This window comes from Oceanimonas sp. GK1 (assembly GCF_000243075.1).
Classification (GTDB): Bacteria; Pseudomonadota; Gammaproteobacteria; order Enterobacterales; family Aeromonadaceae; genus Oceanimonas.
This window is the reverse complement of sequence record NC_016745.1, coordinates 1,110,204-1,122,055: the sequence shown is the minus strand read 5'-3', so window position 1 is coordinate 1,122,055 and position 11,852 is coordinate 1,110,204. Positions and strand designations below refer to the sequence as shown.

The window sequence follows — 11,852 nt, the reverse complement described above, 5'->3', positions numbered from 1 at the left end:
GCTTCTTTGCCGTTTGTTGCAACGCCACCATAACGGTGGCGTTTTTGTTTTTGATTACGAGGAAAAATGATGTCGCGTCGCGTTTATTGCATTGCCGCCTTTCAGCCCAAACCGGGCAGGGAGCGCGAGCTGTTTCGTGTGTTGCAGGCGCTGGAAGCCGACACCCTGCGTGAGGACGGCTGCCTCCAGTACCGGGTCACCCGCCATATCGACAGCCCCTTTGCCGGTGGCCACAGCTTTCCATTGGTGTTTAACGAGATCTGGGCCGATATGGCCAGCTTTGAGGCCCACTGCCAGCGCAGCGGTATTCAGGCGTTTTTTGAAGCCCACTGCGTCAGCCCCGACGGGCTGGTGGCCGAGCACAATGTGTGTATCTACACCGACGAACCGGAAGATTACGACGCCCCGCGGTTTGAGTGAGCGGAAGAGGAAGCAGCAGCAGGGTTGCACTCCGCCGACACGCTTCAAGCCCCTCCCTGGGGCGCTCGACAAATGTCATCCATGACATTTGACGGTCGGCTACGGCAATCCCTGCTGCTGCTTCACGAAACTTCGGTGTTGGCTGTAAGCAGTGAACAAACGCTCCGGAGCTCGCAAGGAGGGCAACGGGTGTCTGCTTCGTCGTGCCCTTTGCGCCAGGGATGGCGCAACGGAGCTTACATGGGCGAGCTTGCTCGACGTGACGAAATATATCAACCCGACCGAACATTCTGTATGTTCGCAGCGGGTTGAAATATTGAGTGGCATGTCACCACAGCGTGCCGAAGAAGCAGTGCCTATTGCCCGACGTAAGTGCACGGCACTGCAGACAGCAGAAGGTTGTGATTAATCTACAAGGCCGTACTGGTCGCGCAGTATGGCGATGATGTCGGCCTTGGGATTGTCGGAGAGCTCCAGCTTCTGGCCGGTGATTCGCTCGGCGATGCCCACATAGGTGCGGGAGATGTTCATCAGCACCTCTACCGGCAGGGCATTGTTCTCGGCCAGGGCTTCCCGCTCCGGCATGCGCTCCTTGTTGAGCAGAATGTCCGGATCGGGAAAGTGCTTGAGCAGCAGCTGACGGAAATCTTCCTTGGAGTTTTCCACGATGCGCCCTTCCCGGTAGGCCGGACCATCCCAGATACGGGAAGAGTCGGGGGTGCCCACCTCGTCCATGTAGATCAGCTTGTCATTGCCCTGATCGTCGGTGACATAGCCGAACTCGAACTTGGTATCCACAAAAACCTGATCGATTTTCGCCAGCTCTTGGCTGATAACCTCAAAGCCTTCCTTCAGCAGCCGCTCATAAGTGGCGATGTCGTCCCGGCTTTTGAAGTTAAAGGCGGCGAAGTTGTCTTCAATGTTTTGGCGGGTGATGTTGACGTCGTCCGCCTCCGGCACGCCGGGAATACCTTTCAGAATGCCCTTGGTGGACGGGGTCATCAGCAGTTCGGGCAGCTTCTGATCCTTTTTCAGGCCCTCGGGCAGACGAATGCCGCAGAACTCCCGCTCGCCCTTTTCATAACTGCGCCACATGGAGCCGGTAATATACTGGCGGCAGATGGCCTCAATTTTCACCGGCGTGGCTTTCTGCACTATCCACACAAAGGGATGGGGAATGTCCAGAATATGGCTGTCGGCCAGGCCCTGCTCCTTGAACAGCCGGAACCAGTGATTGGAGATGGCGTTCAGCGCCGCGCCCTTGCCGGGTACGCCGTTCAGGCCCTCTTCACCGTGCCAGATACAGTCAAAGGCGGAGATGCGATCGCTAATCACCATGATCGCCAGGGGCGCGTCGGGGGCGACCTTGTAGCCTTTTTCCTGGATCAACCGACGGCTGTCTTCTTCCGTCAGCCAGTAAACCGAGCGCACCTTGCCGCTGTGTACCGGCTGGCGAGTACGAATGGGAAGGTCGTTGTTCACGGCCAAAACCTTGTCTGCGAGGCTCATCACTTGTGTCCTGTATATGGGGGGTATTGAAGCGGGGCCATTCTACCAGATGTGGAAAACCGGCAATAGCCGCGCCAGCAGCCCGGACTGCTCCGGCGTCAGCCACCAGCTTGCGCTCAGCAACGCCAGCAACAGCAGGTTGGGCAAGGGCGCCGGCCATTCGACCAGCTTGAATGCAGTACCGAAGGAACGCTTGATGCGCCGCCCTTCCAGATCGATGCTGTACAGCTCGTCGAGCAACAGGTGAATGCCGGCACCGAGAAACACGAACAGGCCGGTGAGCCAGGCCAGCTCCGGCCCCAGCCCAAACAGCCGGTCGGTCAGCACCACGGTCACCAGACCAAACACGGCGTTGGCCAGCAGCGAGTGCAGGCTGGCCCGGTGCACGGTAAAGCGGGCAAAGGCCCAGCACAGCGGGTAGCGCACCAGGCCATAGGCCACCGCCGCCAGCACCAGGGTATCGAGCAGGGAAAGATGCTGCTGGCCAAACAGCAGCGCCAGCAGCACGGCCAGCGCCCCGAACAGCCGGAACACAATGCTCAATGCCCGGGACGAGTCCGAGTCCATATCCGGTAAAATACCGCCCAGGCTGCCCGCCAGCCACAACACACCGCCCTGGCTTAAGCTCACCTCGCCGGCCCACACCATGCCGGCCGCCAACAGGCCGCTGGCGGTGCTTGCCACCTGAATATGGGTTCTGAAATTCGCCATTGACCACCTTTCCCGGCGCTAAGAAAGAGGCGAGTCTAGCATGGGACTACTGGACAAAAAAACAAGGGGCTGCCGAGGCAGCCCCATGACGGTGCAACAGTGCGTCCCGAACTGTCCGGCTCAGTGGCTCGGCAGCAGCCCCGCCGGCACCAGGTGGCTGAGCACATTGGCCTTGAGCAGGCCGTTGGCCTGCTCGATGTCCGGCGCAAAGAAACGATCCTTGTCGTAATAGCTCACTGTTTCACGCAGGGTCTGGCGGGCCTGCTCCAGCAGCTCGGTGGTCTTCATGCCGCCACGGAAGTCCAGCCCCTGACAGGCCGCCAGCCATTCGATGGCCAGCACACCCCGGGTGTTTTCCGCCATGTCCCACAGCCGGCGACCGCCGTTGGGGGCCATGGACACATGGTCTTCCTGGTTGGCGGAAGTGGGCAGCGAGTCCACCGAGTGCGGGTGGGCCAGCGCCTTGTTGTCGGAGGCCAAAGCCGCCGCCGACACCTGGGCGATCATAAAGCCGGAGTTGACCCCGCCGTTTTCCACCAGGAAGGGCGGCAGGCCCGACATATGGGTGTCCATCATCAGCGACACCCGGCGCTCGCTCAGGGAGCCGATTTCGGCAATGGCCAGGGCCAGATTGTCGGCGGCCATGGCCACCGGCTCGGCATGGAAGTTGCCGCCGGAGATGACGTCGTTATCGTCGGCAAACACCAGGGGGTTGTCGGACACGGCGTTGCCTTCAATCAGCAGCACCTCGGCGGCCTGGCGCAACTGGGTCAGGCAGGCGCCCATCACCTGGGGCTGGCAGCGCAGGGAGTACGGATCCTGCACCTTGGCGCAATTCACGTGGGAGCGGCTGATCTCGCTGGCTTCACCCAGCACGTGGCGGTAGGCGGCGGCGGCGTCGATCTGCCCTTGCTGGCCACGCACGTCGTGAATGCGCGGGTCGAACGGACGGCGTGAACTCAGGGTGGCCTCCACCGTCAGGCCGCCCACGGCAATGGCGCCGGCGAACAGGTCTTCCGCCTCAAACAGGCCGCGCAGGGCAAAGGCGGTGGAAACCTGAGTGCCATTGAGCAGCGCCAGGCCTTCCTTGGGCGCCAGCCCCATGGGCTTGAGCCCGGCGATTTCCAGCGCCTGACCGGCGCTGATGATCTCACCCTGGTAGCGGGCATGGCCCTCGCCCAGCAGCACGCAGCTCATGTGGGCCAGCGGCGCCAGATCTCCGGAGGCGCCCACCGAGCCCTTGCCGGGAATGCAGGGGTAGACCTCATGGTTGACCAGGGCCATCAGCGCCTCCAGCACTTCCAGCCGAATGCCGGAGAAGCCCCGGGCCAGGCCGTTGATCTTGAGTACCATAATCAGGCGCACCAGCTCGTCGCTCACCAACTCGCCCAGACCGGTGGCGTGGGACAGCACCAGGGAGCGCTGCAGGGTTTCCAGATCTTCGGGTTTGATGCGGGTGTTGGCCAGCAGGCCAAAGCCGGTGTTGATGCCATACACGGTGCGGTCTTCCGCCACCATGCGGTTCACGCAATCCACCGAGGCCTGAATGGCCTTATGGGTAGAAGGGTCCAGGCTCAGCTTAACCGGGTGTTCATAGGCCAGGCGCATCTCGGCCAGGGTCATTTTTCCGGGGTTGATGGTCAGTGTGTTCATCGTGTTCAGTCCTTCTTGCTCAAGCCGTTCACCATGGGCAGATCCAGGCCCTGCTCCCGGGCGCAATCAATGGCAATATCATAGCCGGCATCGGCGTGACGCATCACCCCGGTGCCCGGGTCGTTGCGCAGCACGCGGCCCAGGCGGGCGGCGGCAGCGTCGGTGCCGTCGGCGACGATCACCACGCCCGAGTGCTGACTGAAGCCCATGCCCACGCCACCACCGTGGTGCAGAGATACCCAGGTGGCACCGCCGGCGGTGTTCAGCAGGGCGTTCAGCAGCGGCCAGTCGGAGACCGCATCGGAGCCGTCCTTCATGGCTTCGGTTTCCCGGTTGGGGCTGGCCACCGAGCCGGAGTCCAGGTGATCCCGGCCTATTACTATGGGCGCCTTGAGCTCGCCATTTTTGACCATGTCGTTGAAGGCCTGGCCGAGACGGGCGCGATCCTTCAGGCCCACCCAGCAGATCCGCGCCGGCAGCCCCTGAAAACTGATCCGCTCCCGGGCCATGTCGAGCCAGTTGTGCAGGTGCGGATCATTCGGGATCAGCTCCTTCACCTTGGCATCGGTCTTGTAGATGTCTTCCGGATCGCCGGACAGCGCCACCCAGCGGAATGGGCCTATGCCCTGGCAGAACAGCGGGCGAATATAGGCCGGCACAAAGCCGGGGAAGTCAAAGGCGTTCTCGACCCCCTTTTCCTTGGCCATCTGACGAATGTTGTTGCCATAGTCGGTGGTGGCCGAGCCCCGCTCCTGCAGCGCCAGCATGGCGCGCACCTGAATGGCCATCGACTCCTTGGCGGCGTCCACCACGGCGGCTTCATCCTTGCGGCGCATTTCGGCGGCGTAGTCCATGGTCCAGCCCTTGGGCAGGTAGCCGTTCAGGGGATCGTGGGCGCTGGTCTGATCCGTGGTCACGTCGGGCACTATGCCGCGCGCCACGATTTCCGGGAAGATATCGGCACAGTTGCCGAGCAGGCCCACGGACACCGCCTCGCCCCGGGCCTTGGCTTCGTCAATGATGCCCAGCGCTTCATCCAGGCTGTAGGCCTTTTTGTCCACATAGCGGGTACGCAGACGGAAGTCGATACGGGTTTCATCGCATTCCACCGCAATACAGCTGAAGCCGGCCATGGTGGCCGCCAGGGGCTGGGCACCGCCCATGCCGCCCAGACCGCCGGTGAGGATCCAGCGGCCCTTGGCGTCGCCGTTAAAGTGCTGCTTGGCCATGGCCACAAAGGTCTCGTAAGTGCCCTGCACGATGCCTTGAGAGCCGATGTAGATCCAGGATCCGGCGGTCATCTGGCCGTACATCATCAGGCCCTTTTTATCGAGCTCGTTGAAGTGCTCCCAGTTGGCCCAGTGGGGCACCAGGTTGGAGTTGGCCAGCAGCACCCGGGGGGCGTCGGCGTGGGTCTTGAACACGCCCACCGGCTTGCCGGACTGGATCAGCAGGGTTTCGTCATCTTCCAGACGGGTCAGCACCTCGGCAATGCGGTCAAAGCAGGGCCAGTTGCGGGCGGCACGACCGATGCCGCCGTACACCACCAGATCCTCGGGGCGCTCGGCCACGTCCGGGTGCAGGTTGTTGTGCAGCATGCGGTAGGCGGCTTCGGTGAGCCAGCTCTTGCAGATTTTGTTGACGCCGGTGGGCGCCTTGATGACGCGGCTGGGATCGTGGCGCTGGTCTTGCAGTGACGGGGTTTGCTGAGTCATGGAAAATTCCCTCTTCAGTGTCGTAATCAACAGGTTGTTTCAATTCAGTGGATGTTGCCGGCAAACACGCGCCGGGCCAGGGTGGGCAGCCCCACGCTGTAGGCCAGCTCCGCCGGGTTGCTGGTGTTCCACAGGCACAGATCCGCGCGCAGGCCGGAGGCAATGCGCCCAGTCAGTTGGTGCAGTCCGAGCGCCCGGGCGCCGTGGGCGGTGACGCCGCTCAGGGCTTCCAGCGGCGTCAGCCGGAACAGGGTGCAGGCCATGTTCAGCATCAGCCGCAGGCTGAAAATCGGTGAGGTGCCGGGGTTGGCGTCGGTGGCCAGGGCCATGGGCACGCCGTAACGGCGCAGCAGTTCAATGGGCGGCACTTTGGTTTCGCGCAGCATGTAAAAGGCGCCGGGCAGCAGGGTGGCGACGGTGCCGGCCTCGGCCAGGGCCTTCACCCCGGCTTCGTCCAGATATTCGATATGATCCACCGACAGCGCCCCGGCGTGAGCCGCGGCGGCGCTGCCGCCGAGATTGGAAAGCTGCTCGGTATGGCCCTTAATGGCCAGACCATGGGCCTTGGCGGCGGCATAGACTCGCTGGCACTGGGCCACGGAAAAACCGATACCCTCGCAGAACACGTCTACCGCATCCGCCAGGCCTTCGGCGGCGGCCGCCGGTATCATGCGATTGCACACCAGCTCGATATAGCCGTCGGCATCGTCTTTATATTCCGGCGGCAAAGCATGGGCCCCCAGCAAAGTGGTGACCACCCGTACCGGCCGCTCACACCCAAGTCGGCGGGCCACCCGCAGCATTTTCAGCTCGTCTTCCACGGTCAGGCCGTAGCCGGACTTTATCTCCACCGTGGTCACGCCCTCACTCATCAGTGCCTCAAGACGTGGCAGGGCACTGGCGAACAGTTCGTCCTCGCTGGCCGCGCGGGTGGCGCGCACCGTGCTGAGAATGCCGCCGCCGGCGCGGGCGATGGCTTCATAGCTTTGGCCTTCGAGCCGGGCCTCGAATTCGCCGGCCCGGCTGCCGCCAAAGACCAGGTGAGTGTGGCAGTCCACCAGCCCCGGGGTCAGCAGCCGACCTTCGGCGTCGAACACCTCACCGGCCTCACGCTCGCGGGCCGGCAGCTCACTCATGGGACACACCCGCTCGATCAGGCCGTTTTTCACCGCCACCGCCATGGGCTCGGCGGCGGTATTCAAACCGTCGAACAGGGTGACGTTGATCCAGAGACGATCCGGTGCTGACATAACGGGCTCCTTGCTGCACTATTTGTATATACATTTAAAAGAACAATGCCCGCCTTGGCAACCAAAAAATCAGACAAAGTAGGAATAAAGGATCCGGATCACACAATTATTTTACATATGAGAAAGGCGAACATGGCATTTGTATATACATAAAGCTGAGTAGCGTGCCGAAAAGTCCGTGGTCGAGTACGGCGCAGACTGGCCCGGTGCGCCGCTTGCCGCTACTATGTCCGCTTTTACACGGAATCCGTTCATGGCTCTGACCGCCACCCTGCGCAAGGTGCGCATCAATATCAGCGATCTGACCCGCCACTATTACCAGGCCCACAGCCTGACCGTGGCCCAGCATCCTTCCGAAACCGACATTCGCCTGATGGTGCGGCTGCTGGCCTTTATGCGCCACGCCGACGAGGATCTGAGCTTTACCAAGGGGCTGAGCACCGACGACGAGCCGGAGCTGTGGCAAAAGGCCCCCGACGGCCGCATTGTACTGTGGGTGGAGCTGGGTGAGCCCAGCGTCAAGCGCATCAAGCAGGCCCTGTCCCGGGCCGAGCAAGTGGTGGTGTACAGCTATGGCGGCCGCAGCGCCGAGGAATGGTGGAACAAGCACAAGGTGGAGCTGGGCCAGCTGCCCCGGCTGGAAATTTTTCATCTGGCCGAGCCCCAGCCGGCGCAACTGGGGGAGCTGTGCCAGCGCAGCATGGACCTGTTTGCCACCCTGCAGGAAGAGGAAATTCAGCTTACCGACGGCAGCCACAGCCTGGATCTGCAACTGACCCGCTGGCGGTAAAACCGGGGAATGGGGACTTGGGATCAGGCGACTGATGCATTTTCCGGTCCCCAGTCCCTGATCCCCGCTCCCTACAACTTCAGGGTGGAACGCAACTTGTAGCGGTTGCCCGGGTGCCAGAGGCGGGCGAAGCTCACCAGCTGGTTCAGCGACCAGGTGCGGCGGGTCACCAGCAGGCAGGGCTGCTCCGAGGGGATCTGCAGCCAGTCACTGATGTTGGCTGGCGCCAGCCGGGCCTCGACAATGTGCTCCATGTCCGACAGCGGACACTGCGCCATCAGGTAAGCGTTGGGGGTCTGGCGGCTGAAGTCACACTGCAGATACCCCGGCGCCAGCTGCGGATTGACAAAACGCTCTTCCACCTGAATAGGCACGCCGTTTTCCAGGTGCACCAGCACCGAATGAAACACTTTTGCGTTGAGCCGCATGCCCATCTGCAAGGCCACTTCCTCATCGGCGCGCCGACTCTCCAGCACCAGCACGTTGTTGGCGTAATCATGACCCCGGCTTCGCACCTCATCGGCGATGTTGTTGATGTCGGCCAGGGGGGATTCCGCCTTGGGCTCGGTGACAAAGGTCCCCAGCCCGGCCCGGCGCACCAGATAGCCTTCCTGCACCAGGTCGCGAATGGCCTTGTGGGCGGTCATGCGGCTTACACCAAACTGCCCGGCCAGCTCCTGCTCGGGGGGAATTTGCTGGTGCAACGGGTACGCCCCCGACTCGATGCGGGCCAGAATATGCTGCTTGATCTGCTGATAAAGGGGAATCGACTGGGTCACGGGGCCTCCTGCTGTGAATACCAATTGTACATACAATTGCCCCCGAGTCACCAGGCACCGACCACCACACCGCACAACGGACTCTGGCGGGACTTTCAACCCCGCCGGATTTGCGTTATGGTGCGCGCAATTTCAGCCAGCCCCCGTTAACCAGAGATACAGGTAGCTTGTGGAAAAACATGAAGAGGTACTGGTGGCCCTGCGCCAGATCATCCGCGCCATCGATCTCCATTCCCGCCAGCTCAGCAAGGCGTCCGGCCTCACCGGCCCGCAACTGCTGCTGATGCAGGCCATCAGCGAGCATGGCGACATCACCATGCGCAAGCTGGCCCAGGCGACCAACATGAGCCAGGCCACGGCCACCACCATTATCGACCGACTGGAGCAAAAACAACTGGTGCGCCGGGAGCGCAGCCAGACCGACAAGCGCAAGGTGCATGCGGTGCTGACCGAAGACGGGGTGGCCAAGCTGAAAACCGCGCCCCGCCCGTTGCAGGAAAGCTTTATTCAGCGTTTTCAGTCGCTGGAAGAGTGGGAACAAAACCTGCTGCTGTCGTCGCTGCAGCGCATCTCATCCATGATGAACGCCCACGATCTGGACGTGGCGCCCATGCTACAGGTGGGCAGCCTGCTGCACGAATAAGCCGCGGCCAGGCCGCGGTTCGCCGGCGCTACTCCAGCCCGATGCCGATATTGGATACCCCGCCCTGAGCGGCGAACTCCCGCACCGCCAGGATGGCGTCGGCTTCCCGGGGCTGGGCCACCCGCTCCAGCAAGGCCACCTGGAATTCCATTTCAGCCTCCATCAGCTCCTGTTCGTAGAGCTCTTCTTCGTCCAGCTCCCGCTCCGCCATCAGCTCGGCAAAGCCGGCCACCGTGCCCAGCGAGGCGCTGCTGGCCTCTTCCGCCTCTTCGCCGATGCGGCAGATCACCGAGTTGTAGGCCGCGCCCAGGGCAACACAGGCATCCAGGGCCGGCCAGGCGCCGTAGGATTCAAATTTGTTCGGATCCGGAATAAAATTCTCGAACGACTCCAACTCGGCCGACAGATCCGCCCGCGATCCCTTGACCGTCAGGTAAGTCCAGAGCACGTCCAGGCAATGACGAAAGCGATCCCCGTCGCCAAACCCGGCGGTCTCGGCAAACAGCCGGTAGTTGGGGTACATGCGCTCCGCGAGCGCCAGGGCAAACACGGTTTGCTGCCAGGGCATGAGCTTGTTGAGTTTTTTATAAAATTTATCGCCGAACACGCGAAATTCCTTGTGGTTGGGTTTGCCCCGCAACCCGGTGGCCGTTTGCTCTCGGGCTCACAGTTTGCGGGGGAAACACTGGTATAAGATTTTGCCTGTGTCATTGTCTCACAAAACCGGCGAACACCCCATTTCAAGGAGAACAGGTATGGCCAATCATACCCTGCTGCTGCTCAGCCAGGACAATCATCACTACCGGGATCTGCTGAGCAAGGCCTACCTGCCGGGCCTGACCGTACTGATGCCCGGCAACGACAACGACATTCGCGCCGGCCTGGAGCGGGCCGATATTCTGCTGGGCGAGCCGGCCCGCATTCGGCCCTGGCTGAAGGAAGCCCGGGCGCTCAAATGGGTGCAGTCCACCTACGCCGGAGTGGATAAGCTGCTCGGTCCGGGCATTCGCCAGGACTACCTGCTCACCAATGTGCGCGGCATTTTCGGGCCCCTGGTCAGTGAATATGTGTTTGCTCACCTGCTGTCGCTCACCCGCCACCTGCGCCACTACCGGGAGCAGCAACGCCATCACAACTGGCAGCCCATCGCCTACCAGAGCCTGGCGGGCAAGACCCTGCTGGTGCTGGGCACCGGCAGCATCGGCCAGCACGTGGCCGGCACTGCCCGCCATTTCGGCATGCAGGTGCTCGGCATCAGCCGCACCGGCCGTGAAGCGCCCAACTTTGACCGCACCTACCAGCCCCAGGCACTGAACAAGGTGCTGCCTCAGGCCGACGTGGTGGTGAGCGTGCTGCCTTCCACTCCCGAAACCCGGCACCTGTTTGACGAAGAGCGGCTCAACCACATCAAGCCCGGCGTGGTGTTTTTCAACGTGGGCCGGGGCGATGCGGTGAACGAAACCGCCCTGCTGCACGCCCTGCGCAGCGGCCGCATCGGCGCCGCCGTGCTCGACGTGTTCGCCACCGAACCCCTGCCCGAAAGCAGCCCCTTGTGGGACATGCCCAATGTGGTGATCACCCCCCACAACTCGGGCTACAGCTTTCCGGATCAAATCGTCACCCGCTTCAGCCGCAACTATCTGAAATTTGTTGAAGGCAAAGCCATGGAAGGGGTGGTGAACTTCGATCTGGGCTACTGATGAAGCAACTGCTCGCCGAGGTACGTGCCTGCCGGCTGTGCGAGGCCGAGCTGCCGCTGGGTCCGCGCCCCGTGGTACAGCTGGGCAAGGGGGCACGCATTCTGATCATCGGCCAGGCGCCGGGCACCCGGGTGCATGACACCGGCATTCCCTGGAACGATCCCAGCGGCGATACCCTGCGCCGCTGGCTGGAACTCGACCGCGACACCTTTTACAACCCAGAGCAGGTTGCCATCATGCCCATGGGGTTTTGCTATCCCGGCCCGGGCAAAAGCGGTGATCTGCCGCCCCGCCCCGAATGTGCCCCCACCTGGCATGCCCGCATTCTGGCAGCCCTGCCCGACATTCGCCTGACCTTGTTGATCGGCCAGTACGCCCAGCGTTATTACCTCGGCAGCCGTTACCGCACCCTCACCGAGACGGTGCGCCACTGGCGGGAGTTCGCTCCCGAGCGCCTGCCCCTGCCCCACCCTTCCCCGCGCAACCGCCGCTGGCTGACGCAAAACCCCTGGTTCGAGCAGGAAGAGCTACCCGCTCTAAAGGCGCGGGTGCATGAAGTTCTGAACACCAAGCCTGAAGCTGGAAGCTAGAAGCCCTGTTGCTTGCATGACCTTGCAATACCGTCGGCCAAAGCGCACTGCTCGAAGGCACGCCATGACGAAGTAAAAAAGCTTGCACGAAC

General features: G+C 62.4%; 12 protein-coding genes. 5 read left to right on the top strand and 7 right to left on the bottom strand.

The genetic code is table 11. The annotated features are described in order from the left end of the window. The first annotated feature begins 69 nt into the window (after window positions 1-69). On the top strand, window positions 70-420 hold the full coding sequence (locus GU3_RS05345; RefSeq protein ID WP_014291522.1) for a putative quinol monooxygenase: 351 nt from the start codon (window positions 70-72) through the stop codon (window positions 418-420). A gap of 405 nt (window positions 421-825) precedes the next feature. Here the strand turns inward: GU3_RS05345 and GU3_RS05340 are convergent, their stop codons facing one another. The 5 genes from GU3_RS05340 to hutI all read right to left on the bottom strand — a co-directional run bounded on the left by GU3_RS05340 (window position 826) and on the right by hutI (window position 7,258). Then, window positions 826-1,929: a phosphoribosylaminoimidazolesuccinocarboxamide synthase gene (locus GU3_RS05340; protein WP_014291521.1), complete on the bottom strand. Its 1,104-nt coding sequence runs from the start codon at window positions 1,927-1,929 to the stop codon at window positions 826-828. 42 nt (window positions 1,930-1,971) lie between these two features. After that, on the bottom strand, window positions 1,972-2,640 hold the full coding sequence (locus GU3_RS05335) for a metal-dependent hydrolase (RefSeq protein WP_014291520.1): 669 nt from the start codon (window positions 2,638-2,640) through the stop codon (window positions 1,972-1,974). Window positions 2,641-2,760: 120 nt separating this feature from the next. Beyond that, complete coding sequence (hutH, locus tag GU3_RS05330; RefSeq protein ID WP_014291519.1) at window positions 2,761-4,293, bottom strand: histidine ammonia-lyase; 1,533 nt, start codon at window positions 4,291-4,293, stop codon at window positions 2,761-2,763. A 5-nt stretch (window positions 4,294-4,298) separates the two neighbouring features. Beyond that, the gene (gene hutU, locus GU3_RS05325) at window positions 4,299-6,008 is read right to left on the bottom strand and encodes a urocanate hydratase (RefSeq protein ID WP_014291518.1); all 1,710 of its coding nucleotides are present in this window, start codon (window positions 6,006-6,008) and stop codon (window positions 4,299-4,301) included. Window positions 6,009-6,052: 44 nt separating this feature from the next. Next, complete coding sequence (hutI, locus tag GU3_RS05320; RefSeq protein ID WP_014291517.1) at window positions 6,053-7,258, bottom strand: imidazolonepropionase; 1,206 nt, start codon at window positions 7,256-7,258, stop codon at window positions 6,053-6,055. A gap of 253 nt (window positions 7,259-7,511) precedes the next feature. Here hutI and GU3_RS05315 point away from each other — a divergent pair, with 253 nt between their 5' ends. Further along, window positions 7,512-8,048, top strand: coding sequence for a YaeQ family protein (locus GU3_RS05315; RefSeq protein ID WP_014291516.1), 537 nt, complete (start codon window positions 7,512-7,514; stop codon window positions 8,046-8,048). A gap of 71 nt (window positions 8,049-8,119) precedes the next feature. Here the strand turns inward: GU3_RS05315 and hutC are convergent, their stop codons facing one another. Then, on the bottom strand, window positions 8,120-8,827 hold the full coding sequence (hutC, locus tag GU3_RS05310; protein ID WP_014291515.1) for a histidine utilization repressor: 708 nt from the start codon (window positions 8,825-8,827) through the stop codon (window positions 8,120-8,122). A 169-nt stretch (window positions 8,828-8,996) separates the two neighbouring features. Here hutC and GU3_RS05305 point away from each other — a divergent pair, with 169 nt between their 5' ends. Continuing rightward, window positions 8,997-9,470 (top strand): MarR family winged helix-turn-helix transcriptional regulator, encoded by a 474-nt coding sequence (locus GU3_RS05305; protein ID WP_014291514.1) that lies wholly within the window; start codon window positions 8,997-8,999, stop codon window positions 9,468-9,470. A gap of 28 nt (window positions 9,471-9,498) precedes the next feature. Here GU3_RS05305 and GU3_RS05300 read toward each other — a convergent pair whose 3' ends face one another. Then, complete coding sequence (locus GU3_RS05300; protein ID WP_014291513.1) at window positions 9,499-10,077, bottom strand: YjaG family protein; 579 nt, start codon at window positions 10,075-10,077, stop codon at window positions 9,499-9,501. A gap of 148 nt (window positions 10,078-10,225) precedes the next feature. On the opposite strand from GU3_RS05300, the gene GU3_RS05295 reads away from it, so the two are divergent. Beyond that, complete coding sequence (locus tag GU3_RS05295) at window positions 10,226-11,170, top strand: D-2-hydroxyacid dehydrogenase (RefSeq protein WP_014291512.1); 945 nt, start codon at window positions 10,226-10,228, stop codon at window positions 11,168-11,170. Further along, window positions 11,170-11,760, top strand: a complete 591-nt coding sequence (locus GU3_RS05290) for a uracil-DNA glycosylase family protein (RefSeq protein WP_014291511.1) — start codon at window positions 11,170-11,172, stop codon at window positions 11,758-11,760. The genes GU3_RS05295 and GU3_RS05290 overlap by 1 nt, the downstream gene beginning before the upstream one ends. The last annotated feature ends 92 nt before the right edge of the window (window positions 11,761-11,852 follow it).

Bases quoted from the DNA above. Each gene is read 5' to 3' on its own strand.
- GU3_RS05345 (WP_014291522.1), top strand. From the start codon at position 70: ATGTCGCGTCGCGTTTATTGCATTGCCGCCTTTCAGCCCAAACCGGGC.
- GU3_RS05340 (WP_014291521.1), bottom strand. From the start codon at position 1,929: ATGAGCCTCGCAGACAAGGTTTTGGCCGTGAACAACGACCTTCCCATT.
- GU3_RS05335 (WP_014291520.1), bottom strand. From the start codon at position 2,640: ATGGCGAATTTCAGAACCCATATTCAGGTGGCAAGCACCGCCAGCGGC.
- hutH (WP_014291519.1), bottom strand. From the start codon at position 4,293: ATGAACACACTGACCATCAACCCCGGAAAAATGACCCTGGCCGAGATG.
- hutU (WP_014291518.1), bottom strand. From the start codon at position 6,008: ATGACTCAGCAAACCCCGTCACTGCAAGACCAGCGCCACGATCCCAGC.
- hutI (WP_014291517.1), bottom strand. From the start codon at position 7,258: ATGTCAGCACCGGATCGTCTCTGGATCAACGTCACCCTGTTCGACGGT.
- GU3_RS05315 (WP_014291516.1), top strand. From the start codon at position 7,512: ATGGCTCTGACCGCCACCCTGCGCAAGGTGCGCATCAATATCAGCGAT.
- GU3_RS05295 (WP_014291512.1), top strand. From the start codon at position 10,226: ATGGCCAATCATACCCTGCTGCTGCTCAGCCAGGACAATCATCACTAC.
- GU3_RS05290 (WP_014291511.1), top strand. From the start codon at position 11,170: ATGAAGCAACTGCTCGCCGAGGTACGTGCCTGCCGGCTGTGCGAGGCC.